Annotated in this window: 21 protein-coding genes; 20 read left to right on the plus strand and 1 reads right to left on the minus strand. The window is 66.2% G+C overall.

Annotation, left to right across the window (positions count from 1 at the left end):
* Positions 1–35: 35 nt before the first annotated feature.
* From tilS to QUW00_RS01105, 5 genes are all read left to right on the plus strand, one after another.
* Positions 36–1,643, plus strand: coding sequence for a tRNA lysidine(34) synthetase TilS (tilS, locus tag QUW00_RS01085; RefSeq protein WP_289612554.1), 1,608 nt, complete (start codon positions 36–38; stop codon positions 1,641–1,643).
* A gap of 57 nt (positions 1,644–1,700) precedes the next feature.
* On the plus strand, positions 1,701–2,249 hold the full coding sequence (gene hpt / locus QUW00_RS01090; protein WP_289612555.1) for a hypoxanthine phosphoribosyltransferase: 549 nt from the start codon (positions 1,701–1,703) through the stop codon (positions 2,247–2,249).
* The gene (gene ftsH / locus QUW00_RS01095) at positions 2,250–4,427 is read left to right on the plus strand and encodes an ATP-dependent zinc metalloprotease FtsH (protein ID WP_289612556.1); all 2,178 of its coding nucleotides are present in this window, start codon (positions 2,250–2,252) and stop codon (positions 4,425–4,427) included.
* A gap of 543 nt (positions 4,428–4,970) precedes the next feature.
* Entirely contained in the window at positions 4,971–6,152 is a 1,182-nt protein-coding gene (locus QUW00_RS01100; protein WP_289612557.1) for a pyridoxal phosphate-dependent aminotransferase, read from the plus strand.
* A 75-nt stretch (positions 6,153–6,227) separates the two neighbouring features.
* Positions 6,228–7,067, plus strand: a complete 840-nt coding sequence (locus QUW00_RS01105; protein WP_289612558.1) for a phosphatase — start codon at positions 6,228–6,230, stop codon at positions 7,065–7,067.
* Here the strand turns inward: QUW00_RS01105 and rlmD are convergent.
* Positions 7,055–8,374 carry a 23S rRNA (uracil(1939)-C(5))-methyltransferase RlmD gene (gene rlmD, locus QUW00_RS01110; protein ID WP_289612559.1) on the minus strand — a complete coding sequence of 440 codons (1,320 nt, stop codon included), beginning with the start codon at positions 8,372–8,374 and terminating at the stop codon, positions 7,055–7,057. The two genes, QUW00_RS01105 and rlmD, sit on opposite strands and share 13 nt — an antisense overlap.
* A 667-nt stretch (positions 8,375–9,041) precedes the next feature.
* On the opposite strand from rlmD, the gene QUW00_RS01115 reads away from it, so the two are divergent.
* The 15 genes from QUW00_RS01115 (at position 9,042) to QUW00_RS01185 (ending at position 26,558) form a co-directional block, all read left to right on the plus strand.
* Positions 9,042–11,717 (plus strand): ABC transporter ATP-binding protein/permease, encoded by a 2,676-nt coding sequence (locus tag QUW00_RS01115; protein ID WP_289612560.1) that lies wholly within the window; start codon positions 9,042–9,044, stop codon positions 11,715–11,717.
* 327 nt (positions 11,718–12,044) lie between these two features.
* Positions 12,045–12,275 (plus strand): acyl carrier protein, encoded by a 231-nt coding sequence (acpP, locus tag QUW00_RS01120; protein WP_289612561.1) that lies wholly within the window; start codon positions 12,045–12,047, stop codon positions 12,273–12,275.
* A 144-nt stretch (positions 12,276–12,419) separates the two neighbouring features.
* Positions 12,420–12,902 (plus strand): acetyl-CoA carboxylase biotin carboxyl carrier protein, encoded by a 483-nt coding sequence (accB, locus tag QUW00_RS01125; RefSeq protein WP_289612562.1) that lies wholly within the window; start codon positions 12,420–12,422, stop codon positions 12,900–12,902.
* Positions 12,903–12,926: 24 nt separating this feature from the next.
* Positions 12,927–14,315 (plus strand): acetyl-CoA carboxylase biotin carboxylase subunit, encoded by a 1,389-nt coding sequence (gene accC, locus QUW00_RS01130; protein ID WP_289612563.1) that lies wholly within the window; start codon positions 12,927–12,929, stop codon positions 14,313–14,315.
* Between the two features lie 3 nt (positions 14,316–14,318).
* Positions 14,319–15,185: an acetyl-CoA carboxylase, carboxyltransferase subunit beta gene (gene accD / locus QUW00_RS01135; protein WP_289612564.1), complete on the plus strand. Its 867-nt coding sequence runs from the start codon at positions 14,319–14,321 to the stop codon at positions 15,183–15,185.
* Positions 15,175–16,017, plus strand: coding sequence for an acetyl-CoA carboxylase carboxyltransferase subunit alpha (locus QUW00_RS01140; protein WP_289612565.1), 843 nt, complete (start codon positions 15,175–15,177; stop codon positions 16,015–16,017). The genes accD and QUW00_RS01140 overlap by 11 nt, the downstream gene beginning before the upstream one ends.
* Positions 16,017–16,970 carry a beta-ketoacyl-ACP synthase III gene (locus tag QUW00_RS01145; RefSeq protein WP_289612566.1) on the plus strand — a complete coding sequence of 318 codons (954 nt, stop codon included), beginning with the start codon at positions 16,017–16,019 and terminating at the stop codon, positions 16,968–16,970. Before QUW00_RS01140 ends, QUW00_RS01145 begins: the two co-directional genes overlap by 1 nt.
* Before the next feature lie 107 nt (positions 16,971–17,077).
* Entirely contained in the window at positions 17,078–18,007 is a 930-nt protein-coding gene (locus tag QUW00_RS01150; RefSeq protein ID WP_289612567.1) for a DUF561 domain-containing protein, read from the plus strand.
* Positions 18,007–18,942: an ACP S-malonyltransferase gene (gene fabD, locus QUW00_RS01155; protein WP_289612568.1), complete on the plus strand. Its 936-nt coding sequence runs from the start codon at positions 18,007–18,009 to the stop codon at positions 18,940–18,942. Before QUW00_RS01150 ends, fabD begins: the two co-directional genes overlap by 1 nt.
* 47 nt (positions 18,943–18,989) lie before the next feature.
* The gene (gene fabG / locus QUW00_RS01160; RefSeq protein ID WP_289612569.1) at positions 18,990–19,730 is read left to right on the plus strand and encodes a 3-oxoacyl-[acyl-carrier-protein] reductase; all 741 of its coding nucleotides are present in this window, start codon (positions 18,990–18,992) and stop codon (positions 19,728–19,730) included.
* A 428-nt stretch (positions 19,731–20,158) separates the two neighbouring features.
* Complete coding sequence (fabF, locus tag QUW00_RS01165; protein ID WP_289612570.1) at positions 20,159–21,403, plus strand: beta-ketoacyl-ACP synthase II; 1,245 nt, start codon at positions 20,159–20,161, stop codon at positions 21,401–21,403.
* Positions 21,404–21,412: 9 nt separating this feature from the next.
* The gene (fabZ, locus tag QUW00_RS01170; protein ID WP_289612571.1) at positions 21,413–21,853 is read left to right on the plus strand and encodes a 3-hydroxyacyl-ACP dehydratase FabZ; all 441 of its coding nucleotides are present in this window, start codon (positions 21,413–21,415) and stop codon (positions 21,851–21,853) included.
* 12 nt (positions 21,854–21,865) lie between these two features.
* Positions 21,866–22,351 (plus strand): MarR family winged helix-turn-helix transcriptional regulator, encoded by a 486-nt coding sequence (locus tag QUW00_RS01175; protein ID WP_289612572.1) that lies wholly within the window; start codon positions 21,866–21,868, stop codon positions 22,349–22,351.
* Between the two features lie 460 nt (positions 22,352–22,811).
* A complete protein-coding gene (locus tag QUW00_RS01180) occupies positions 22,812–24,158 on the plus strand; it encodes an ATP-binding protein (RefSeq protein ID WP_289612573.1) in 1,347 nt (448 codons plus the stop codon).
* Between the two features lie 333 nt (positions 24,159–24,491).
* Positions 24,492–26,558 (plus strand): elongation factor G, encoded by a 2,067-nt coding sequence (locus QUW00_RS01185; protein ID WP_289612574.1) that lies wholly within the window; start codon positions 24,492–24,494, stop codon positions 26,556–26,558.
* Positions 26,559–26,907 lie beyond the last annotated feature (349 nt).

The following is a 26,907-nucleotide window of genomic DNA, read 5'->3' on the forward strand; positions in this document are numbered from 1 at the left end:
ATGGCTACAATGAAACGGTTCCCAAGGAGGTCAAGATGCCCACAGTCGCACAGCACTTTGCGCAAAGCGGCGCAGCTGCAGACCTGCGCTCCCGCGACGACGCCGCGCGGACCGCTGCCCCCGTGGTGCTCATGGTATCAGGTGGCGCGGACTCCACGGCGCTGCTCGTCATGGCGTGCACATCCAAACTGAATTTGCGCGACGGCCGCGGGCCCGCCCGCATCGCCCGCGAGCGCCTGCACGTGCTGCACGTCAACCACCACCTGCGCGGGGCCGCCTCCGATGCCGACGAACAGTTCGTGCGCGACCTGTGTGAGCGCTACGGTGTTCCCCTGTGCGTGGAGCATGCCTCGTTCTCGGAGTTCAACGGCCAAAATCTCGAAGCCGCGGCGCGCGAGGTGCGCTATGCCGCGGCGCGGCGCTACGTGCGCGAGCTCTGCCAGCAAACGGGCGCCCCCCGGTCGGTGGCACGCATCCTCACCGCGCACACAGCAAGCGACCGCACCGAGACCTTCTTCATGAATGCCATCAAGGGTTCGGGACCCGCCGGCCTGTCGAGCATCCCGCGCCGGCGCAACATCATCGTGAGGCCTCTGCTCGACATGACACATGCCGAGCTTACGCGCTACCTGGAGGTCGCGGGCATCGCCTGGCGGGAGGACGAGAGCAACAAGGACACCTCGTACCTGCGCAATTTCATCCGCCATCGCGTCGTTCCGGTGGCCGCCGAGCGCAACGTCAACCTGGAGCAAGCCATCGGGTCGACCTGCGATATCCTGGGCGATGAGGACGCGTTCATGTCGCAGCTCGCCGCGCGCGCCCTGCGCACCTGCATCCGCCGGGAGCAAGACGGGCTGGTGGTGCTCGACGCCGCGCGCCTGGCATCGGCCGAGGTGGCCATCGCGCGCCGCATGATCCGCATGGCTTACAAGCAGATCGCGCCCGAGGAGCGTCTCGAGATGCGCCATGTCGAGGCCGCGCTTGCCTGCGTGGCGGCAGGGGAGGGGTCGCTCACCCTGCCGGGCGGGGTCGACGCGCGCATGGAGTTTGGCACGTTCACGCTGCGCACCGTGATGGCGCGCGAGCACCTGGCTGCCGGATGGCTCCCCGTTCCGGGATCAATGCCGCTGGCGAACCAGATGGTCATCGAGTCGCAGATCGTCCGCGTGCCGCGCGGCGTGGACCCCATCGCCTTCGTGCGCGCGGGCGGTGTCGTGTCGGACGGGGCGGCCGACCAGGGCGGGACCCCCGACAGCGCTCCGACAGACAGCCCGGCGCCTTCCAACACGTCCCAAACCGCCTACGTGGACGCCGCCGCGCTGGGATACGCCGAGCGCGACCTGGAGCTGCTCTCGCAGGGCACCTCTGCGCTGCCGGCCGAGGTCCTCAACGCCCGCCTGTGGGTCGATGCTCCCGTTCCCGGTGATATCATGTGTCCGCTGGGCATGCACGGCCGGTCCAAGAAGCTGTCGGACATCTTGGGTGCCGCCCATGTGCCGGTAGCCGAGCGCGCGAACGTGCCGGTGGTGCGCACCTCGCCAGGTGGCGCCGTTGTGTGGGTTGGCGGTATTCGCCTGGACGATCGCTTCAAGTGCACGGCCGCCAGCAGGCTGCTGATAAAATTAGACATTCACGCACTGTAGGCAATGTGTAAGCCCGCGGTGCGCATGGCACGTCAACGCCGAGCAGAAAGGTCTGTCATGGAAGCCCTGCATCCCGATATCGAACGCGTCCTGTTTGACAAGGAGCATATCGCGAGCATCGTCGAGCGCATGGGCGCCGAGATCACCCGCGATTACCAGGGTAAAGACCTGGTGCTCATCGCGGTGCTGCGCGGCGCGGTGGTGTTCATGGGCGACCTGATGCGCGCCATCGACCTCCCGCTCGCCATCGACTTCATGGCGGTGTCCAGCTATGGCGACCGCGCCAAGTCCTCGGGCATCGTGCGTATCGTCAAGGACCTGGACATGGACATCAAGGGTCGCGACGTCCTGATCGTCGAGGACGTCCTCGACTCAGGCCTCACCCTCAACTACCTCATGAAGAACCTGGCGAGCCGCCACCCGGCCTCGCTCGAGGTCGCCACGTTTTTGTGGAAGGACGTGGCGGGCAAGCAGGCGGCCGTCGATCCCAAGTACGTGGGAACGCACTGCCCCGATGCCTTCGTCGTGGGCTACGGCCTGGACTTTGCCGAGCGCTACCGCAACCTTCCCTATATCGGAGTTCTTAAACCGGAGGTTTATTCGTAGATGACCTATTCTTCCAACGCCTCGATGCATGATGAGGCATCCGTGGTGCTTGCCGAGGGCGAGGACCCCAACAAGCGCGATGAGCGCCCGGGTGCGCCCCGCCGCGACGGCGACCGCGATGGCTCCGGCAACAAGCTCGACGACTTCATGGGCGGTCGCGGGGGCTTCCCCGCAGGCGGCGGCCATCGTCCGCCGTCGCGCACCGTGTGGCTGTACTTCCTGCTGATCTGCGCCCTGTTGGGCTATGCGTTCTTCACCATGGGCGGCGGCTCGCGCACGTCCGCGGACACCGCGGCGCTCGCGTCGAGCGACTTCGTGACCGCCGTCAAGGAGGGACGCGTTGCCACGGCGACCTACACCGTCGCCGACGGCACGGTGTCGGGAACGTATTGGACGAACGAGAAGGATGTGGGCAAGAGCTCCGAGCTCGACCACTACACCACCAAGTACGTGGGCTCCGACTCGCTCAACGAGCTCATGCAGGAGCATCCCGAAACGCGCTACGACATCGACACGTCCGACCCCAACATGATGGTCGACGTGCTGGTGAGCATCGTGCCCTACGTCATCCTTATCGCGCTCATGGTGTACTTCATGCGCCAGATGGGCGGCGCCAACAACAAGGCCATGCAGTTTGGCAAGACCAACGCCAAGACCAACGAGGCCACGCGCCCCAAGGTGAAGTTCTCCGACGTCGCCGGTATCGACGAGGCGGTCGAGGAACTGCAGGAGGTCCGCGACTTTTTGGCCGAGCCCGAGCGCTTCCGCAAGCTGGGCGCCAAGATTCCGCGCGGCGTGCTGCTCGTGGGCCCTCCGGGTACCGGTAAGACCCTGCTCGCCAAGGCGGTTGCCGGCGAGGCGGGCGTGCCGTTCTTCTCGATCTCCGGCTCCGACTTTGTGGAGATGTTCGTGGGCGTGGGCGCCTCGCGCGTGCGCGACCTGTTCAAGGAGGCCAAGAGCCAGTCCCCTTCGATCATCTTCATCGACGAGATCGACGCGGTCGGCCGTCAGCGCGGTGCCGGCCTGGGCGGCGGTCACGACGAGCGCGAGCAGACCCTGAACCAGCTGCTGGTCGAGATGGACGGCTTCGACGAGTCCGAGAGCGTCATCCTGATCGCTGCGACCAACCGTCCCGACATCCTCGACCCGGCGCTGCTGCGTCCCGGCCGCTTTGACCGCCAGATTACCGTTGACCGCCCGGACGTGAAGGGCCGCGAGCATATCCTGCAGGTCCACGCCGCCAACAAGCCGCTTGCCGACGACGTCCGCCTGGACAAGCTTGCCCAGCTCACCGTTGGCTTTACCGGTGCTGACCTGGCCAACCTGCTCAACGAGTCGGCGCTGCTCGCCGCGCGCCGTCACCGCTCCACGATCTCGATGGCCGAGGTCGAGGAGTCCATGGAGCGCGTTATCGCCGGTCCGGAGCGCAAGGCACGCGTCATGACGGAGGCCGAGCGCACCACCATTGCTTTCCACGAGAGCGGCCACGCCCTGGTCGGGCACATCTTGGAGCACTCCGATCCGGTGCATAAGATCACGATCATCCCGCGTGGTCAGGCGCTCGGCTACACCATGCAGCTGCCGACCGAGGACCACTTCCTCAAGACCCGCAACGAGATGCTCGACGAGCTCGCGGTCTTTCTGGGCGGTCGCGTGGCCGAGGAGATCATGTGCGACGACATCACGAGCGGTGCCTCCAACGATCTCGAGCGCGCGACCAAGATGGCGCGCGAGATGGTCACGCGCCTGGGCATGAGCCAGGAGCTGGGCACACAGGTGTTCGGCGAGGCACAGCATCAGGTGTTCCTCGGTCGCGACTACGCCAACCACCAGGACTACTCCGAGGAGACGGCGCGCCGCATCGACGCCGAGGTGCAGCGCATCATGCGCGAGGCGCACGAGCGCGCCTACAACATTCTGAACGAGCGCCGCGAGCAGCTTGAGCTCATGAAGAACGTGCTGCTCGAGCGCGAGACCGTCGAGGGCGACGCCGTGACGGAGCTGCTGGACGGCACGTGGGACGAGTACGTTGCCGCTGAACGCGGCGACGACGGCAACGGGGACGCGGGCTCTGGCTCTGCGGCCGCCGAGCGCCCGGCGCCCAAGATGTCCGACGAGGAGATCGCCGCCGAGGCAGCCGCCTACGCGCAGGAGGCTATCGCCGCTGAGGACGCCTAGCCTGACGCGGGGGAGTGCCGCGCCGTTCTGGCTGAATACGCCATGCATGAAGAGCCGGGCTGGAGTGCGGACTCCAGCCCGGCTCTTTGCTGTCTGATGGGTCGGTTGGGGACGTGTTCCCAACCCATCTGCGGGCCCCCTTCGCCCGTGCTCCCTGGCCTCGTTTTCGCAAAGGGGGGCGACGCGCCTTGCCGCAAATGGGTTGAACGGAACACGTCCCCAACCGGCCCATCGGCACTACCCCCGTTTAGGGGACGGTTTTGGAGGGACCCCTCGAGTAGACGGCGCCCTCGCCCCGTGAAACCCGCAGGTAGACGAGGTGTTCGTTTTCGGTCTACTCGGGGCCCCGCGGCAAAACCGTCCCCTAAACGGGGGTAGTGCCCCAAGGCCCCCCGCGACATGATGGCGACAAGATGGTGCCGGGTACAAACTTGTCGCGGGCGTGTCCGCGGCGCTTGTTACCATGCCAAAACGGCACGCCTTGCTTGCCGGAGCCTTACCGAAGGCGAGTACAATGACTCAAACGGCAAGAGGGAGGCAACCATGATCAACGAGACCATGTACGCACGCGGGGCCGAGAGCTCCGTCATTCGCGAGATCTTTTCCTACGGGCTGGAGCGCAAGGCCCAGATCGGTGCGGACAAGGTGTTCGACTACTCGCTGGGCAATCCCAGCGTCCCGGCGCCGCCGGCCGTATGCGCCTCCATCGAGCGCTCCCTCGAGCTGCCGTCCGACCAGCTTCATGGCTACACCCCCGCGCCCGGCCTGCCCGAGGTGCGCACGGCGGTCGCCGAGTCGCTCAACCGCCGTTTCGGTACGGCCTACACGATGGCCGACGTGTTCATGACCGTGGGCGCGGCGGCGTCGGTCTCCATGACGCTGCACGCTGTCACCAACCCCGGCGACGAGGTCATCGTCATCGCCCCGTACTTCCCCGAGTACGCCGTGTGGATTGAAAACGCCCAGGCCACCTGCGTGGAGGTCCTGGCCGACCAGACCACGTTCCAGATTGATCCCGCGGCGGTCGCGGCGGCCATCACGCCCAAGACCGCGGCCGTCATCATCGACTCGCCCAACAACCCCACTGGCGCAGTCTACACCCGCGAGACCCTCGAGGCGCTCGCCGATGTACTCAATGCCGCCAACGAGGGTCGCGAGCAGCCGATCTTCCTGATCTCCGACGAGCCGTACCGCGAGATCGTGTACGGCGCCGAGGTGCCGTGGGTGCCCTCGATCTACGACGACACCATCGTGTGCTACTCCTACTCCAAGTCGCTCTCGCTGCCCGGCGAGCGCGTGGGCTGGGTGCTCGTGCCCAACACCATGGAGCTCGCGGGCCGCGTCATGCCCGCTGTTGCCGGCGCCGCCCGCACGCTCGGCTTCGTGTGCGCCCCGGCGCTGTTCCAGCGCGTGGTGGTCGACTGCGTGGACGAGCCCTCCGACGTCGAGGCCTACGCGCGCAACCGCACGCTGTTGACCCGCGCGCTGTCCGAGTACGGCTACACCTATGTCGAGCCCGACGGCGCCTTCTACCTGTGGGTCAAGGCCCTCGAGGACGACGCCGAGGCCTTCTGCGAGCGCGCGAAGGCCTACGAACTGCTTCCGGTGCCGTCCAACAGCTTCGGCGTGCCCGGCTGGTTCCGTCTGGGCTACTGCATCGACTACGACGTCATCGAGCGCTCTTTGCCCGCATGGAAGCGGCTCGCCGAGGACTATCGGGTATAAGAAATGCAAATCCGCAGCCGCCCGGTCCCGTGCCGCATCAGGCTGGGGCGGGCGCGCGAAGGCAAGGAGGCGCCCATGGCCTATCAGATCGCCTGCGATGTTCACACTCACACGCTGTTTTCGCGTCACGCCTACTCGACGATCGCCGAGAACGTGGCCGCCTGCCGGGAGTACGGCGTCGAGCTGCTGGGGTCGACCGACCACTTCAGCGAGATGCTCTTTCCCGAGCAGCATCTGCGCAACTTCCAGTATTTCCTGAACCAGACCGTCTGGCCGCGCGTATGGGATGGCGTCGTGGTGCTGCGCGGTGCCGAGGTCGACATCGTCTCGCTCGATGGCGCGCTGTTCGGGCAGGATATCGACGTGCCCGACACCATCGTGGGCAGGCGCTACGCCGCTGACGGCAGCCTGTTTGACCGCGTGACCGGCGGCATGGACTACCTCATCGCCAGCGTGCACAACGGCGACTTTACCAAGGGCGCCCCCATCGCGCGCACAACCAACATGTACGTGCAGGCGCTCGAGAATCCCAAGGTGTTCATCCTCGGCCATACCGGCCGCTCCGGCGTGCCGTTTGACTACGACGAGGTCCTGACCGTCGCCAAGGAAAAGGGCAAGTGCATCGAGATCAACGAGCACAGCCTGGAGATCGACGCACGCGGATGGTTCCATAGCGTGTGCTCGCGCATCGCCCAGCGCTGCGCCGAGATGGGCGTGGGAATCGTCGTGTCCACCGACGCCCATCTTGCGCCGACGATCGGGCATTTCAACCACGCCATGAACATGCTCGAGTCCATCGACTTCCCCGAGGAGCTCATCATGAACCGCGATCGCCGCACGCTGCTGGGCGCGCTTGCCGACGCGGGCATCTGCAATCTGACCGAGCTCACCGATCTAGCCGATTACGAGGAGTAACGCGTCAGCACCGCGACCGTCTCGACGTGCTCGGTGTGGGGGAACATGTCCACGGGGGCGAGGCGCACCAAGCGGTAGCCGCCGCGGGCGAACAGCTCGACGTCGCGCGCCTGCGTATCGGGATTGCAGCTGACATACACGATGCGGTGCGGTCCGATCGCGCAGGCGGCCTCGATGAAGCGGGGCGTGGATCCCGCGCGCGGCGGGTCGATGCACAGGACGTCTGCGCGCTCGCCGCGCTGTGCGGCGCGCAGCAGGTAAGCGGTGGCGTCTTCCGCCACGAAGTGAGCGCGTTCCTGCAGGTCGTTGAGGTCGGCGTTGCGCTGCGCATCGGCGATGCCGGCGGCGTTGCGTTCGACGCCGAGCAGGCGAACGGAGTGGCCCTGCCGCACAGCGTCCCGCACGGCGCACAGGCCGATGGTCCCACTGCCGCAGTAGGCGTCGAGCAGGGTGTCGCCATCGCGCAGGTCCATGCCCTCGATTGCCAGGCGATAGAGGGTTTCGGTCTGTTGGGGATTTGTTTGATAGAACGCGGTGGGCGAGATTTCAAACGTGCAGTCCAACAGCTCATCGCGCATGCGCTTCGGTCCGCGCAGGATGTGCGTCTCGCTGCCGAGGATGGCGTTGGTGGCGCGGCCGTTGATGTTTTGGGCGATGGTGGTCACGCGCGGGTCGATGCGAGAGACCTCGCCCAGAAACGCGCGGAAACGCGGGATGTTGCGCTGCGCGGTCACCAGGGTGAGGATGCCTTCCTCGCGCTTCCACCCCAGGCGCAGGACGGCGTAGCGCAAAAGGCCGTGGCGCTCGTCCTCGTCGTAGGCGGGGATGTGCATCTGCTGGGCAATGCGCCCGACCTCGTTGAGGATGTGCCGGGCGCCGGGCGCCTCGACGGGGCAGTCGTCCACGCGCACGATGTTGTGTGTGCCCCGAGCGAAAAAGCCGCTGCGCACGGCGTTGCGCGGGCCGGGGGCAAACGGGGTGATCGCCTTGTAGCGAAACTGCCGAGGTGCGGGAAGCGAGCCTTCGCCGGCGCGTCCTCCCATGCCCCAGACGGGTTCGACCTCCACGTCCCAGCGATGGCGGGCAATCAGGGGCGCGAACAGCTCCTCCATCGCCTGCTGCTTGCGCGCAAGCTGCTTGTGGTAGGGAAGTCCCAGGTTGGCGCAGCCGCCGCAGGAGCGCATGACCGGACAGGGCCCGTCAGCACGCTCGGCGCGGCGCTGTTGCGACGCCGGCGCGGATGCGCGGTTTTGCTGCTTGCGCGGATGCTTGTTGCTGCGGTGCCTGGTGCTGGGCGTAGAGGACATGGCGCTCCTTGGGTTTTCGGGTGCCATCTAGTATAGCGACCGGGGTCGCGCGGGGCGCACCGCACCTTGCCGCAAACGGGTTGGTTGGGGGCGTGTTCCGTTCAACCCATTAAAAGGGGCTGGATGGAACACGTCCCCAACCGACTCCAGAGTCGTTTGCCCGCGCGTTCGCTGACTGCGCGGACCGGCTGATTGCGGTACCCCCGTTTACGGTTCGGTTTTAGGGCGGGGGTCCGGGTAGAAGGATTACGCGCGCCGATAAACCTGCAGGTAGCCGGGATGCGGCTTTCACTCCCACCCGGTGGGCCCCGCCAAAACCGAACCGTAAACAGGGGTGCGGTTCCGGGCTCCGTTTCCAGGGGGCTGACCGAGGGGGCGGCGCGCCTTGCCGCAAATGGGTTGGACGGAACACGTCCCCAACCAACCCGTTTTCGGTACCCCCGTTTAGGGGACGGTTTTGGAGGGGCCCCTCGAGTAGACGGCGCCCTCCCTCCGTGAAACCCGCAGGTAGACGGGGTGCGCGTTTTCGGTCTACTCGGGACCCCGACGCAAAACCGTCCCCTAAACGGGGGTAGTGCCGTATTGCGCTGCCCCGAACGGGTAGGATAGGCTCATTGGAAACGATATGCGCGCCCTCCGCGCGCCGGCGATACAGAAGAAGGCTTCCGTGCTCGAGCTCAAAGGCATCACCAAGGACTATCCGTCGGGCGACAGCGTCGTCCACGCGCTCAAAGGCGTGTCCGTCACCTTTCGCGACCAGGAGTTTGTCAGCATCCTCGGCCAGTCGGGCTGCGGTAAGACCACGCTGCTCAACATCATCGGCGGTCTCGACCAGTACACCCGCGGCGACCTGGTGATCAACGGCCGCTCCACCAAAAGCTATCGCGACCGCGACTGGGACACCTATCGCAACCATTCGGTTGGCTTCGTCTTCCAAAGCTACAACCTCATCCCGCACCAGAGCGTCATCGCCAACGTCGAGATGGCGCTGCTGCTGTCGGGCGCGCCCAAGGCCGAGCGCCGCCGCCGCGCCGCCGAAGCGCTTGAGCAGGTCGGCCTCGCCGAGCAGATGAACAAGAAGCCCAACCAGCTCTCGGGCGGCCAGATGCAGCGCGTCGCCATCGCGCGCGCCATCGTCAACGACCCCGAGATCATCCTGGCCGACGAGCCCACCGGCGCGCTCGACACCGACACCTCCGTCGAGGTCATGGAGATCTTGAAGCGCCTGTCGCGCGACCGCCTCGTCATCATGGTCACGCACAACCCGCAGCTCGCCGAGGAGTATTCCGACCGCATCGTCCGCATCAAGGACGGCCTGCTCACCAGCGACACCGACCCCGTCGACCCCGCGCGCGAGCGCCTGACCGACGAGCAGATCCAGGCCCACGCCGTGGCCGACGCGCGCAAGGGCAAGCGCGGCATGAGCTACCTGTCCGCCATCGCGCTGTCGTTCACCAACCTCATGACCAAGAAGGGCCGCACGTTCCTCACGGCGTTTGCCGGCTCCATCGGCATCATCGGCATCGCGCTCATCCTATCGCTGTCCGACGGCGCGCAGAACTACATCGCCGACACGGAGGAATCCACGATGGGCAGCTACCCGCTGACCATCCAGAAGACCTCGATGGACATGGCGAGCATGATGACCGCCATGATGGGGACGAGCGACGAGGCGAGCGCCGAGAACACGTCGGGCGCCGTGGAGTCCAAGGACCTCGTGACCGACATGGTGTCGGGGGTGGCCAACGGGGCGACGGAAAACGACATGAAGGCCATCAAGGCGTGGCTCGATACCGATCCTGACGACCTTTCAAGCTACGTGACGGACATCCAATACTCCTACGACACGCCCCTCAACGTGTTCAAGTCCGACACGAGCGACGGGGCGGTGCAGGTCAATCCCGCGACCGTCATGGATGCGCTCGGGTTCTCGATGAGCGGGTCCACGCAGACCGAGATGCTCACGAGCATGTCGGGCGGGAGCGGCTCGGCCTATGACGTGTGGACGCCGCTTCTGGCGAACCGCGAGACCTGGGAGCGCGACTACGACGTCGTCGCCGGCCGCATGCCCGAGAGCTGGGACGAGGTCGTGGTCTACGTGGACAAAAACGACCGCATCTCGGACTACACGCTCTATGCGCTCGGCCTGCTCGACCAAGACGAGCTGCGCGGCATGATGAGCGACGTCCTTGCCGGCGAGAAGGTCGAGGGCCACGAGAAGACCTCCTACACCTATGACGACCTGCTGAACCTGACGTTCAAGCTCGTGCCTGAGAGCTCCAAGTACGCCGAGGGCGACGACGGCGTGTGGGAGGATATGAGCGAGGACAGCTCCTACATGCGCGATGTCGTGGACGATGCGGAGGAGATCCGCGTCGTGGGCATCGTGCGGCCCAGCGAGGACAACGAGTCCGGCAGCAACTGGGGCGCGGTCATGTACACGCCCGAGCTCATGGCGCACCTGATCGAGGAGGTCGACGCGAGCGCGGCGGTGAAGGCCCAGCGCGACAACCCGTCAACCGACATCTTCACCGGGGTGCAGTTCCCCGATGACGTCGAAGTCGAGCTGGACATGGAGTCCATCGAGGCCATCATCGCGCAGATGCCCGCCGACCAGGGTGCGCAGATGCAGGAATACGTCGACCAGCTGCGTGACGAGGGGATGAGCGACGAGGCGATCGCCAGCGCGTTCTCGCGCCAGCTGTCCGCGCAGACCGACAACGCCACCTACGAGGGCAACCTTGAGAAGCTCGGCGTGGCGGACCTCGACGAGCCGTATTCCATCAGCATCTACCCGGTGGACTTCGAGGCCAAGGAGCGGGTCGACCAGATCATCGAGGACTATAACGAGCAGATCTGCGCCGACGGCGAGGGCACCGAGATCCAGTACACCGACATCGTCGGAACCATGATGTCGAGCGTGACCGACATTGTGAACTCCATCACCTACATCCTGATCGCCTTCGTGGGCATCTCGCTCGTGGTGAGTTCCATCATGATCGGCATCATCACCTACATCAGCGTGCTCGAGCGCACCAAGGAGATCGGCATCCTGCGCGCCATCGGCGCGAGCAAGCGCGACGTGAGCCGCATCTTCACGGCCGAGACGTTCATCATCGGCTTCGTGTCGGGCGTGCTGGGCATTTTGGTGACCGTGCTGTTGGACATCCCGGTCAACATCATCATCGAGCAGGTGTCCGGCGTGGCCGACCTCGCCGCCGTGCCCGCGGGCGCGGGCGTGACGCTCGTGCTCATCTCGGTCGTGCTGTCGCTCGTGGCCGGCTTGGCGCCGAGCCGCATGGCCGCCAAGAAAGATCCGGTCACAGCCCTGCGCACCGAGTAGCGACAAGTTCGTGCCAGGTACAAACTTGTCGCCTCGGCCTGCCGCTGTGAGCGACAAGAATGAACCCGGCGGCATCTTGTCGGTGACAAGTTTGTACCTGGCACCATCTTGTCGCTTGGCGGTAAAGCAACCTGCCATTTTGCTGTATTGTGCAGTTCCTGCGTAGAGATGTTACGTCGTCAACATCTCAAAACTTTTAACTAAAATGCTTTAGCTAGTTTTACGGGAAGGCGCATCTGCCGACAGCCGCCAGCTGCGCCGAACTCCGATGCACGACATACACAGCATCGGTCAGAAGGCGCCGCGTGCGCCGGGAAAGGAGCTGTCATGGATTTCGAGAAGATGCGCGAGGTTATCTCCGAGACCGTCGGTTGCGACCTTGAGAAGGTCACCCGCGAGGCCAAGCTCGAGGAGGACCTGGGCGCCGACTCCCTGGCCGCCATGGAGCTGGTTATGGCTCTCGAGGAGGCCTTCGACTGCGAGATCGACGACGCCGAGCTCGACCAGTTCAAGACCGTTGGCGACCTGGCCGACTACCTGGAGAATAAGGCCGCCTAAACAAGGGGCTTTCAACCGGGCAGGGCCACGCGCTCTGCCCGGTTTCTCTTTACGTGACAAGTTGGGGACGGGTTCAAGCTTGTCACGCGACCGGAATGAACCTGGCCCCAACTTGTCAGTTCGAATGTACAGGAGGTCATACCTATGGCTATGAAGACTCAGGACATCCTCGACCTTATGGGCCGCTTCGACACGAGCGGCATCGGCCGCATGAAGGTCACGAGCGGCGACACCACCATCGAGCTCGAGAAGCCCGGCTGCATCCCCGCGCCCGCGGCCATCGCCGCCGCGCCGGTCGCCGCCCCCGTTGCGGCCCCCGCGCCCGCTGCCGCCCCGGCCGCCCAGGAGGCGCCCGCTGCTGCCGCGCCCGCTGCCGCCGAGGCCGAGGGCCAGTTCATCACCGCCCCGCTCGTGGGCACCTTCTACGTGGCGCCCTCGCCCGACAAGGACCCCTACGTCCAGCCCGGCGACCGCGTCAAGAAGGGTGACACCGTCTGCCTGCTCGAGGCCATGAAGATGATGAGCGACGTCACCGCGCCCTGCGACTGCGTGATCGACGAGATCATGGCCGTCGACGGCGAGCTCGTCTCGTTCGGCGCCCCGCTGATCCGCTACCACGAAGCCTAAAGCAGCAAGGGAAGCGTGACCGCCATGTTCAAGCGAATCCTCATCGCCAACCGCGGCGAGATCGCCGTGCGCGTGTTCCGCGCGTGCCGCGAGCTCGACATCGAGCCGGTTGTCGTGTACTCGGAGGCCGACCGCGAGGCGCTGCACGTGCAGCTCGCCGAGCACGCCTACTGCATCGGTCCGGCTCCGTCCGCCCAGAGCTACCTCAACACCGAAGCCCTGCTCACGGTGGCCAAGGCCGCGCACTGCGACGCCATCCACCCCGGCTATGGCTTCCTGTCCGAAAACGCCGAGTTCGCCGACGAGTGCGAGCGAAACGGCATCAAGTGGATCGGACCGTCGGGCGACGTCATCCGCACGATGGGCAACAAGGCCGCCGCGCGCGAGCTCATGAAGAGCGCCGGCGTGCCGGTCGTGCCCGGCTCCGACGGCTCGGTCGCCGACGTCGCCGAGGCCAAGCGCATCGCCGACGAGATCGGCTACCCGGTGCTCATCAAGGCGGCTGCCGGCGGCGGCGGCCGCGGCATGCGCCGCGTCTTTGACCCCGAGCAGTTCGAGGACCTGTTCGAGGAGGCCCGCGCTGAGGCCCGCGCCTGCTTCAACGACGACGAGATGTACCTCGAGAAGCTCGTCTTGAACCCGCACCACATCGAGTTCCAGATCATGGCCGACACCCAGGGCCACGTCGTGCAGCTGGGCGAGCGCGACTGCTCCATCCAGCGCCGCGGCCAGAAGATGATCGAGGAGACGCCGGCGCGCGTGCTCAGCCCCGAGCTGCGCGAGCGCATGGGCGAGGCCGCCGTTGCCGCCGCACGCGCTGCGGGCTACGTCAACGCGGGCACCATCGAGTTTGTCCTCGACCCCTCCGGCGAGTTCTACTTCATCGAGATGAACACTCGTATCCAGGTCGAGCACCCCATCACCGAGTGCGTGACGGGTATCGACCTGGTGCGCGAGCAGCTGCGCGTGGCCTCCGGCCTGCCGCTGTCCTTCACCCAGGACGACATCGCCCTGCGCGGCCACGCCATCGAGTGCCGCGTGAACGCGGAGGACCCGGCGCACGGCTTTATGCCCTCGCCCGGCGCGGTGGACTTCGTCCACATCCCCGGCGGCTACGGCGTGCGCGTCGACACCGGCCTGTACGCCGGCTGCGAGCTGCCGCCCTACTACGACTCGCTCGCCGCGAAGCTCATCGTCTGGGCGCCCACGCGCCTCGAGGCCCTGCGCCGCATGCGCCGCTGCCTCGAGGAGTTCGTCATCGACGGCCCCACGACCAACATCGACATCCTCCATCAGATCATGTACCACCCCGGCTTCATCCGCGCCACGTACAACACGTCGTTCATCGACGAGAACATGGACACGTTGCTCGCGTGGACCAGCGCTGCGGACGGCGCCGCGAAGGAGGCGTAACGCATGGCAGGAATCCTTGCCGAGCGCCGCAACCGGCTGCTCGCCCTCAAGAAGATGCGCCAGCAGGGCACCGCGCCCGCGGTCGAGGAGAAGACGTGCCCCCAGTGCGGGCGCGCCCTGAACGACACGGACCTTGCCGACAACCAGCACGTGTGCCCCTACTGCGGCCATCACTTCGCGATCTCGGCGCGCGACCGCGTGGCCATGATCGCCGACGACGGCCAGTTCCGCGAGCTCGACGCCGCGCTCGTGTCCACCGATCCGCTGGAGTTCCCCGGCTATCCCGACAAGCTCGCGCAGCTGCGTGCCAAGACGCGCCAGGGTGACGCGATCGTGACCGCCATCGCCAAGGTCGGCGGCGTGCGCGTGGCCGTCGCCGCGCTCGACACGCGCTTCCTCATGGCGAGCATGGGCGCCGTGGTGGGCGAGCGCCTGACGCGCCTCATCGAGCGCGCGACCAAGCAGCACCTCCCGCTCATCGTCTTCTCCGCCAGCGGCGGCGCGCGCATGCAGGAGGGCATCATCTCGCTCATGCAGATGGCCAAGACCTCCGCGGCCATCCAGCGCTTCTCCGATAAGGGCGGGCTGTACATCTCTGTGTTCACCAACCCCACGACGGGCGGCGTGACGGCGAGCTTCGCGAGCCTGGGCGACATCCACCTGGCCGAGCCCGGCGCGTTGGTGGGCTTTGCCGGCCCGCGCGTGATCGAGCAGACCATCGGCCAGAAGCTCCCCGAGGGCTTCCAGAGCGCCGAGTTCCAGCTCGAGCACGGCTTCATCGACGCGGTGGTGCCGCGCGCCCGCATGCGCGCGACCCTCATCCGCCTGCTTATGCTTCATGGAAAGGGAGGTGCCGAGCATGTCGGATAACCTGCCTGTGACCGTTGACGTGCTGACCGCCGCGCAGCGCGTGGCCATCGCGCGCCATCCCGGCCGCCCCGGTGTGGCCCAGATCATCGACGCGCTGTTCACCGACTTCTTCGAGCAGCGCGGCGACCTGTCCAGCACCGACGACCCGAGCATCATGGGCGGCATCGCCCTGTTCCACGGCCGTCCCGTCACCGTGCTGGGCAACCGCAAGGGCTCCGATATCGAGGAGCGCGTGGCCTGCAACTTCGGCATGGCCTCGCCCGAGGGCTACCGCAAGGCGCAGCGCATCATGCGCGCCGCCGAGAAGTTCGGCCGCCCCATCTTCACCTTTGTCGACACCTCCGGCGCCTATCCGGGCATGGAGGCCGAGGAGCACGGCCAGGGCGAGGCGATCGCCCGCTCCATCGAGCTCATGAGCTCGCTCACCGTGCCGGTGATCTGCGTGATCTGCGGCGAGGGCGGCAGCGGCGGCGCCCTGGCGCTCGCCGTGGGCAACCGCGTCATCATGCTCGAGAACGCCGTGTACTCCGTGCTTTCGCCCGAGGGCTTCGCGAGCATCCTGTGGAAGGACTCGAGCCGCGCCGACGAGGCCTGCGAGGTCATGAAGCTCACTGCTGACGACCTGCTGGAGCTCGGCGTCATCGACGGCATCATCCCCGAGCCCGCCGGCGGCGCGCACGAGAACCCCGCTGCGCTGTTCCAGATCCTGGATACCCAGCTTTCGCGCGAGCTCGAGACGCTGTCCAAGATGAGCCCGACCGCGCTGGTCAACGACCGCTACCGCAAGTTCCGCGCGATGGGCGCGACTGCCGTGAAGAGGGGCCGCATATGATGGGCGTCAAGATTGTCGGCACCGGCTCAGCTGTGCCCAGCCGCCTGGTGACCAACGACGATCTGGCCAAGATCGTCGAGACCTCCGACGAGTGGATCTCCACGCGCACGGGCATCCGTTCGCGCCGCTACTGCGATGCGCAGGCGGGGGAGAGCCACCGCACGCTCGTGTGCGATGCTGCGACGCGCGCGCTCGAGGCCGCCGGCATCGCCGCCGAGCAGGTGGGCGTGTGCCTGGTCGCCACGTTTACGGCCGATACCTGCACGCCGTCCGCTGCGTGCTTGCTCCAGGCCGACCTGGGCATGCCCGAGGACACGCTGTGCCTTGATCTCAACGCCGCCTGCGCGGGCTTTGTATACGGCCTGCATGTCGCCGAGTGCCTGCTGCCGGGCGCCAAGCGCCCCTACGCGCTCGTCGTCGGCGCCGACACCCTGTCGCGCGTCATGGATTTCGAGGACCGCACGACCTGCGTGCTGTTTGGCGACGGTGCGGGCGCCGCGGTGCTCGAGGGTGCCGAGGGCTACCCCGCACTGCATGCCGTCTGGGGCTCGCGCGGTGACGACACGTCGCTGTTCGCTCCCGGCGTGGGCTGCGACGAGCCGTCCTACCTGCACATGGACGGCCGCGCGGTGTTCCGCTTCGCGACCGAGGTCATGCCGCGCTGCACGCGCGAGGTGCTGGACGCCGCCGGGCTTTCCGCCGACGACGTCGACCGCTTCGTGTACCACCAGGCCAACAAGCGCATCGTGGACTACTCCGTGAAAAAGCTCGGCCTCGACCCCGCCAAGTGCGAGGGCAACATCGACCACACCGGCAACACGTCTGCCGGCAGCGTGCCCATCCTGCTCGACGAGCTCGTGCACGCCGGCAAGATTGGCGCGGGCGACCGCGTCCTCATGGCGGGCTTCGGCGCGGGCCTCACCTGGGCCGGCGCGCTGGCCGAATTCGCCTAGATACGCGCAGCCGACAAGATGGTGCCAGGTGCAAACTTGTCGCCAACTTGTCAGCCGATAAGTTTGCACCTGGCACCATCTTGTCGCTTGAGAAAGGACAGGCAGATATGAAGAAGCTGAACGAGATTCTGGGAACCGAGTTCCCCATCATCCAGGGCGGCATGGCCAACATCGCCACCGGCGAGTTCGCCGCCGCCTGCTCCAACGCCGGCGCGCTCGGCCTTGTTGCCGGCGGTGGCCTGGACGGCGAGAGCCTGCGCGCGCAGATCCGCCGCGCCAAGGAGCTTACCGACAAGCCCTTCGGCGTGAACCTCATGCTCATGAACCCCAACATCGATGACTGCGCCCGCGTGGTCGTCGAGGAGGGCGTGAAGGTCGTCACCACCGGTGCCGGCAACCCCGCCAAGTACGTCGCCGCCTGGAAGGAGGCCGGCATCCGCATCTTCCCCGTGGTCGCCGCCCCGATCCTGGCCAAGCGCCTGGCGCGTCTGGACATCGACGGCATCATCGCCGAGGGCACCGAGTCCGGCGGACACGTGGGCGAGGCCACCACGATGGCGCTCGTTCCCGCGGTGGTCGACGCTGTCGACCTGCCCGTGATCGCCGCCGGCGGCATCGCTGACGGTCGCGGTATGGCGGCCGCCTTCGCACTGGGCGCCTGCGGCGTGCAGGTGGGCACCTGCCTGCTCGCGAGTGAGGAGTGCCCCATCCACGCCAACTACAAGGAGAAGGTCGTCAAGGCCGGCGTGAACGACACCGTCGTGACCGGCCGTCCCGCCGGCGCTCCGGTGCGCTGCCTCAAGAACAAGATGACCAAGAAGTACCTGGAGCTCGAGCAGGAGGGCACCAAGCGCGACGAGCTCGAGGCGCTCACCCTCGGCAGCCTGCGCCGCGCCGTGCTCGACGGCGACGTGGACACCGGCAGCTTCATGTGCGGCCAGATCGCCGGCATGGTGCACGAGGTCCGTCCGCTGCGCGCGATCTTCGAGGACATGATGGCCGGTTGCAAGACCACGATCGAGGGGCTGAGTGCATAATGGCGACCGCGTTTCTGTATGCAGGCCAGGGCTCGCAGCATGCGGGCATGGGTGCCGATCTGTACGAGGCGTATCCCGCGTTTGCCGCGGTGATCGACGAGGCCGCCGAGGCGGTCGATTTCGACCTCAAGACCCTGATGTTCGAGGGTCCCGACGACCAGCTGAGCCAGACCGAGTACACCCAGCCGTGCATGGTCGCCTTCGCCTGTGGCGTGACGGCGATCCTGCGCGAGCAGGGCATCGAGCCCGATTACGTGGCCGGCCTTTCGCTCGGCGAGTATTCGGCGCTGGCCGCCGCCGGCGTGTTTGACGCCCGTACGGCCGTCGAGCTCGCGGCGTTCCGCGGTGCCGCCATGGCGAGCGCCGCCGCCGGTCGCGACACGGCGATGATCTCCATCCTGGGCCTGGACCGCGAGACCGTGGAATCCGTCGTGGCCACCGCTGCCGCCGAGGCCACCGATGGCCTGACCGTCGAGGTTTCCAACTACAACTGCCCCGGCCAGATCGTGATCGCCGGCGACCGCGAGCCCGTCGAGGCCGCTGCCGCCGCCGCCAAGGAGGCCGGCGCCCGCCGCTGCATCCCGCTCAAGGTGAGCGGCCCGTTCCACACCTCGCTGCTGCACCCGGCCGGTGACGCCCTGCGCGAGCGCCTTTCGGGCCTGGAGCTGGGCGAGATGCGCGTGCCCGTGCTGTTCAACACCCTGGGCCGCGAGATGGGCGAGGGCGACGATATCGTCAGCCTGCTCGAGCGCCAGGTGCAGTCGTCCGTGCGCATGGAGGACACCATCTGCCGTCTGGCCGAGCTGGGCGTCGACCGCGTGATCGAGATCGGCCCGGGCAAGGTCCTGTCCGGTCTGGTGCGCAAGACCGCCAAGGAGATCTCCTGCACGCCCGTCGAGACCGTCGAGGACCTGCAGAAGCTGACCTGCGCGTAACCGACAAGTTTGTACCTGGCACCATCTTGTCACAGAAGGGATTCCTCATGGATTTGACCGGTAAGACCGCTATCGTCACCGGCGGCAGCCGCGGCATCGGCCGCGCCATCTGCCTCGAGCTTGCCCGCCTGGGCGCCAACATCGTGTTCTCCTACGCCGGCAACGCCGCCGCTGCGGAGGAGACCGCGAAGCTCGTGGAGCAGACGGGTGTTGCCGCCCGCGCCATTCAGGGTGACGTGACCAGCGCCGACGCTGCTAAGGAGCTCGTCGAGGCCGCGCGTGAGCTCGGCGGCGTGGACATTCTCGTCAACAACGCGGGCATCACCCGCGATAAGCTGGCCGCCCGCATGAGCGAGGACGACTTCGACGCCGTCATCGCCACCAACCTCAAGGGCGCCTTCCTCATGACCAAGGCCGTGCTCCGTCCGATGATGCGCGCCAAGAGCGGCGCCATCGTGAACATGGCGAGCGTCGTGGGCATCATGGGCAACGCGGGCCAGGCCAACTACGCCGCGAGCAAGGCCGGCCTGATCGGCATGACCAAGTCGATTGCCCGCGAGGTCGCCAGCATCGGCATTCGCGTGAACGCCGTGGCGCCCGGCTATATCGAGACCGATATGACCGCCGCCATGCCCGAGGCCGCGCAGCAGGCCATGTGCTCCGCCATTCCCGCCGCCCGCCCCGGCAAGCCCGAGGATGTCGCCCATGCGGTGGCGTTCCTGGTGTCCGACGAGGCCGCCTACATTACCGGGCAAGTGATTGCCGTCGACGGCGGCATGGCCATGTAGCACCGGCTATCTGGCGGGCGATCTGCCCCTCATTCGTCGCTTGCGTGCCTTAAGCACGCGGCGCTCCTCTTTCGGGGCACCTCGCCTCGCCAGATAGCCGGTGTGCGCCCCAGGCACGCCACCTTGCCGCTCAGCTTCGTCGGCATGGCCTTTAAGGCCTATGCCTCCTCGCTTCGCGGCAATCTGGCGCACCTGGAGCGCCCGCTTGTAATGCGCCGCCGCTGCGCGGGCATCTGGCGGGCACCTTGCCGTTCAATCGTCGGTCGCGTGCCAAAGCACGCTTCCCTCCTCTTTCACGGCAACCTGCCTCGCCAGCCGCCCGCTCGCTGACTGAGTACTCGACCTACAAGGGTGCGTGAAGGGAAAAAGTGCCTGTCCCTCTTTTCCCGCCCGCCTTTTCACATGTCCTCTCCCGAAAGGAGCTTTCCATGTCCAAACGCAGAGTTGTCATCACCGGTGTTGGCGCCCTGACGCCTATCGGCAACACCGCGGCCGAGAGCTGGGACGCCGCACGCGCCGGCAAGCTCGGCATCGACACCATCACGCAGTTCGACGCGAGCGCTCAGAAGGTTAAGCTCGCTGCCGAGGTCAAGGGTTTCGAGCCCAAGGACCACTTCAGCGCGCCCGAGGCCAAGCACAAGTCGCGCTTCACGCAGTTCGCGATCGTGTCCGCCCGCGAGGCCATCGCCCAGAGCGGCCTTGATCTCGCCTCCGAGGATCTCACCCGCGCCGGCGTCATCGTGTCCTCCGGCATCGGCGGCGTCCGCGAGACCGAGACGCAGCAGACCAGCTGCCTGAAGCGCGGCTTCGATCGTTGCTCGCCCTTCTACATCCCCATGGGCATCTCCAACATGGCTGCCGGCGAGGTCGCCATCGAGTTCGGCTTCAAGGGCATGTGCACCTGCCCGGTCACCGCGTGCGCCGGCGGCTCCAACGCCGTGGGCGACGCGTTCCGCCACATCCGCGACGGCTACGCCGACATCATGCTGACCGGCGGTACCGAGGCTGCCATCACCCCGCTGTCCATCGGCGGCTTCACCACCATGCGCGCCCTGCACGTGGGCGATGACCCCCAGGCTGCCTCCGTGCCCTTCGACGCCCGCCGCAGCGGCTTCGTGATGGGTGAGGGCGCCGGCATGCTGGTCCTCGAGGAGCTCGAGCACGCCCAGGCTCGCGGCGCGAACATCATCGCCGAGGTCGTCGGCTACGGCGTGACCTGCGACGCCTACCACATCACCGCGCCCGCACCCGACGGCGAGGGCGGCGCCCGCGCCATGGCCCAGGCGCTCGCCGACGCCGGCGACGTCGCGCCCGAGGCCGTGGGCTACGTCAACGCGCACGGCACCTCCACGCCGCTGAACGACAAGGGCGAGACCGCGGCCATCAAGACCGTCTTCGGCGAGCACGCCTACGACATGGCCGTCTCCTCCACCAAGTCTATGACCGGCCACATGCTCGGCGCTGCCGGTGCGGTCGAGGCCATCTTCACCGCGCTCGCGCTGCGCGATTCGTTCCTGCCGCCGACCATCGGCTACGTCGAGCCCGATCCGGCGTGCGACCTGGATTGCGTGCCCAACGAGGGTCGCGCGGCCGATATCGAATACGCGCTGTCCAACTCGCTGGGCTTCGGCGGGCACAACGCGTGCGTCCTGTTCAAGAAGTGGAACGGCTAGGAGGCCGACATGCAGCTTGATTCGAATCAGATCGCCCAGATCCTGCCCCATCGCTATCCCTTTGCGCTCGTCGACCGCATCACCGACGGCGAGGAGGGCTCCTGGGCCCGCGGCCGCCTGTGCGTGAGCAACATGAGCCCGGTGTTTTGCGGCCACTTCCCGCAGTACCACGTGCTGCCCGGCGTGCTGATCGTCGAGGCGCTCGCCCAGGTGGCGGCTGTGGCCATGCTGTCGCTGCCCGAGAACCGCGGCAAGCTGGGCTTTTTCGCCGCCATCAAGGACGCTAAGTTCCGCGCCCAGGTGCGCCCCGGCGACGTGCTCGAGCTCGAGAGCCGCATCACGCGTGTGCGCGGCTCGTTCGCCTTCGTCGAGGCCGAGGCCCGAGTGGACGGCAAGGTTGCCTGCTCCGCCACGCTGACGCTTGCGCTCGGCTCGGCCGACCAGGCGTAGGAGCGAAACACCGTGGCAGCACAGGAGGAGCATTCAGAGTTGGATGAGAAGTTCGAAAGCGTGTATAACAAGTTCAAGCTCCACTTTTACCAGGAGACCTTCGCCCGGTTCGCGAACCGCGAGGCCAGCCTGACCACGGTCGAGGCGTTTGCCATGGAGGCCATCTACGCGCTGGGTTCGCCCACCGTGCACGAGTTTGCCGACTTCATGCGGATCTCGTCGTCAAACGCCGCCTACAAGATTGGAAGCCTGATCCGCAAGGGTTACGTGACCAAGGTCCAGTCGACAAGCGACGGCCGCGAGTACCACTTGCAGCCCACGCAGAAGTACCTGGACTACTACAACATCAGCTCGTCGTATATCCACGACGTGATGGACCGCATCAAGCGGCGTTTTTCCGACGATGACCTGACGCTTCTGGAGGATATCCTGGGCGTCATGGGCGAGGAGCTCATGCCGGAGGTGGCGCTGCCTGCGCCCGCTGGAGCCGAAGGCTAGAAGCAGCGAGCCGATAGAGCTATGCGCGGAATCGGGGCAGCGAGGTTTCGCTGCCCCGATTGCGTTTGGACGTGAATGCGCCCCAGGGGTTTTCCTGCATCGGGCGGGATAAGTCCCGCCCGATGCAGGAAAACCCCTGGGGTGCAGGCCCGTCATCCCCCGGGATGGCGGGCCTGCACCCGGCCAGTCCCCCCGACGTCGCGAAGTGAGTGCTTTGTTTCGGAACCGCTTTGTATACCGCGGCGGTCGCAATTCCTGTACCAGCGGTTTTGTGCTTCACCCGAACTCGTCTACTTGGTCATTCCAGATCGAAGCACACACTTCGTAAGCCTTGGGGTGAATTCACGTCCCGCGCGGCCCGGTCGGCCTATCGTATTGCTCCATTTGCAACAAACTGGCAATGAACCACTGCCAATATATCTATAATTGGCAGTAAAGTGTTGCCAGTTTGGAGGTGCTTATGAACGAAGTGATCGCTTCTACCCTGCGAGACTTCTCCATCGATGCATACCGCCCTATTGTGCTCCGCGACTTGGACCTGGGTGAACCTCTTGAGCCTCGTATCGGAAACCTGGTCAAGGTCGTGACCGGCATCAGGCGCTGCGGAAAGTCCTATCGCCTTTTCCAAGAAATCGATCGGCTCATGAACGATGGGGTGCCTTTAGGCCACATCTGCTACTTCAATTTCGACGACGATCGCCTGAAGCCCATCACCCCGCGGATAGGGGATGAGGTGCTCGAGGCGTTCTATGCACTCAATCCCTCCGCCCTGTCCGAAGGAGCCTATCTCTTCTTTGACGAACTGCAGGAGATGGAGGATTGGGCCGCTTGGCTGAGGCGTATCGTTGACACACGGAAGGCGACGATTTACGTAAGCGGGTCTTCTTCGAAGATGCTGTCGAAGGAGATTTCGACTGAGTTCAGGGGCCGCGCGCTCGATATCGAATTGCTCCCATTTTCCTTTAGGGAATATGCAGCGGCGCACGGCGTCAAGAACCTCGACCCCAGAGCATGCTCTACGGAGGAGCGGTTGCATGTGGAGCGTGCCTATCGGTCGTATCTCGAGGATGGGGGCTTTCCAGCGACGTTCAACCTTCCGCGCGCGCAGTCGATTTCACTGCTCCAATCGTATGCTCAGCGCGTCGTGGCGCGCGATGTCGTCGAGCGTCACAGCGTAAGCAAGCCGAAAGCGGCGTCGCTGCTGTCCCAGCGGCTCCTCGGCCTCAATGCGCGTCAGCTGTCGTTACGTAAGCTGACGAACGATTTGAAAGCGGCGGGAATTGCGACGTCTCGAGAGGCCCTGGGCGAGCTATTCGAGTATTTCCAGGAAGCCTATCTCGTATTTTCGGTCAAGGAGCTGTCGTTTGCCCTGTCAGAGAAGACGACGGCACAGCCGAAGGTCTACGCGGTCGATCCGGGTCTTGCCTTGGCCTGCGGCACCGCGCGGGCAAACGACGTCGGTCAACGGCTTGAGGACGTCGTGTATCTCGAGCTTCGACGCCGATCGGTGGGTATGCGCAGGGACGGCATCTCATCATTGCGCACGAAAGCACATGGCTATGAGGTCGACTTCGTAGTCGGCGATGCGCTCAGCGGCGAGGTTTACGAGCTGTATCAAGTGGCCGCCGACGTGTCCGATGCAAAGACGCGCGAGCGGGAGATCCGCGCCCTTTGGGAGGCTCTCGAGCAGAGTGAGCAGACGGTGGGCTATCTCATCACCGGCAACGGGGCGGAAGAGGCGATCGAGCGTGGGGGCAAGACAATCGTCCAGGTTCCTGCGTGGAAATGGCTGCTGGGCACCGTCTGAGACGAGCGTCTCGCGGGATGATGGCGACAAGAAGGGGCCGGGCGCAATCCTGCCATCCGTTGGGATGACAAGTTTGCGCCCGGCCCCTTCTTGTCGCCTGCGGGCCCTTTGCCGCACTGCAGTGCGCCGTCTGGCGAAAGGCCGTTATGGCCACCCGTCTGCCGGGGTAGGCTCGTTTCATACGGCTGTTATGCGGAAGGCGGCGAGGTCGTCGCCCGCGCGCGCAAACCCCTGCGACTCGGGTGATGCGACCAGCGCGAGGCACGCGGCACCTTGCTTCCGCCTCCGTATGAACCCGGCGGCATGTGTTATGCCGCAGAAAGGAAGGTCATCATGGGTGCACCGAAAACCGGCAATGTGAGGAACGTCGTCTTGGTTGGCCAGGGAGGAGTAGGAAAGACCTCCCTGGCAGAAGCGATGCTGCATCTTTCAGGCAAGACTGCGCGCTTGGGCGGTCATGCGGGCACCAAGCCCACGCTCGATTACGACGCCGAGGAGGTCAAGCGCGAGTTCTCCATCTCCACCTCCATCGCGCCGATCGACTGGAAGGGCGCCCGCATCAACGTGCTCGACGCCCCGTGCTACCCGGACTTCATCGGCGACGCCTATGCGGCTATGAGCGTGTGCGAGACGGCGCTGTTCGTCGTCGACGCCACCGAGGGCCCGCAGCCCACTACCGTCAAGCTCTGGTACGCCGCCGAGGACCTGCGCCTGGCCCGCGCCGTCTTCATCAACCGCATCGACAAGGAAAACGCTGACTACGACACCTGCATGGAGCAGCTGCGCGAGCGCTTCGGCATGCGTCTGGGCGCTGTCACCCTGCCGTGGGGCACGGGCGACGCGTTCGAGGGCGTCATCGACGTCGTCCGCATGAAGGCGCGCCACTGCGAGGGCACCACGCAGACCGAGTACGACATCCCCGAGGAGTACCGCGCCGCCGCCGAGGCCGCGCGCGAGCAGCTGTGCGAGGCCGTCGCCGAGGCCGACGACGAGCTCATGATGAAGTACCTCGAGGGCGAGCCGCTCACCCAGGACGAGATCGAAGGCCTGCTGTCCAAGGCGATCGCCGAGCGCCTGTTTGTCCCCGTATTCGTGGGTTGCTGCACGCGCGAGCTGGGCGTTCACTCCGTCATGGACGACATCGCCACGTACTTCCCCGCGCCGACCGACTACGGCGAGATGCCGCTCATGGACGGCGACACGCTCAAGATCTCGGCCGAGGACGAGCGCCCGGTGGCCTTTGTGTTCAAGACCCTGAACGACGCCCAGCAGGGACGCATCTCCTTCCTCAAGGTGCTCACCGGTACGCTGACGCCCGGCATCGAGCTCATCAACGCGCGCACCCGCAAGGGCGAGCGCCTGGCGCACCTGTACGTGATGTGCGGCAAGGAAATGACCGAGGTCGGCATGGCCGAGGCGGGCGACATCATCGTCACGACCAAGATCTCCGCCGACACGGGCGACACCCTGTCCGTCTCCGGTAAGGTCGAGGCCGCGGCGTTCAAGTTCCCCAACAGCCAGTACCGCATCGCGATCGAGGCCGTCAACCGCAGCGAGGAGGACAAGCTCTTCACCTTCATCGACAAGGCGTGCGAGGCCGATCCGACCATGAAGATCGAGCGCGACGAGGAGACGGGCCAGACCATCATCTCCGCCGTGGGCGAGGCTCAGGTCTCCGTGCTGCTCAACCGCCTGGAGGAGCGCACCCGCGTCGAGGCCCACATCGTGCCGATCCGCATCCCGTATCGCGAGACCATCCGCCGCGTGGCGAGCGCCCAGGGCCGCCACAAGAAGCAGACCGGCGGCGCCGGCCAGTTTGGCGACTGCTACCTGCGCGTCGAGCCGCTGCTTGACGGCACCGACTACGAGTTTGTCGACGAGGTCGTGGGCGGCCGCATCCCGCGCGCCCTCATTCCCGCCGTCGACAAGGGCGTTCAGGAGACCATGAAGGAAGGCGTCATCGCGGGCTACCCGCTGACCGGCATCCGCGTGGCGTGCTACGACGGTTCGTATCACCCGGTCGACTCCAACGAGATGGCGTTCCGCGCCGCCGCGCGCATCGGCCTGAAGAAGGCGTGCGCCGACGCCGACCCGGTGGTTCTTGAGCCCATGGAGAACATCACGGTCACCATTCCGGAGAGCTACGCCGGCGCCGTGATGGGCGACGTGTCCGCCAGCCGCGGCCGCGTGACCGGTATGGACACCGACGACCGCGGCAATACCGTGGTCACCGCGACCGTGCCGTATGCCGAGCTCGTCGACTACGCGACCCGCCTGCGTTCGCTCACCCGCGGCACGGGCGACTTCACGATGGAGCCCGCCGGCTATGAGCAGGTTCCCTACGATGTGCAGAAGCACCTCGTCGAGTTCTACGAGGAGTCGCGCGCCCAGGGTAGGTAAGTGCGCAAAGATAAGATCCGGCTGATCGCAGCGGGCGCGGACCTTGCACAAGCGGGTCCGCGCCCGTTTTTTGCGCTGTTCCGGTCGGGTGAAATGGGTCGGTTGGGGACGTGTTCCGTTCAACCCATTTGCGGGCCTTCTTCGCCCGCGCCTCCTGGCCCCGTTTTTTTTGCAGAGGGAGCGGCGCGCCTTGCCGCAAATGGGTTGAACGGAACACGTCCCCAACCGACCCATTTGCAGTACCCCCGTTTAGGGGACGGTTTTACGCCGGGGTCCCGAGTAGACCGAAAACGCGCACCCCGTCTACCTGCGGGTTTCACGGGGCGAGGGCACCCTCTACCCGAAGGGT

Source organism: Collinsella tanakaei, from assembly GCF_030373545.1.
GTDB classification, from domain to species: Bacteria; Actinomycetota; Coriobacteriia; order Coriobacteriales; family Coriobacteriaceae; genus Collinsella; species Collinsella tanakaei_C.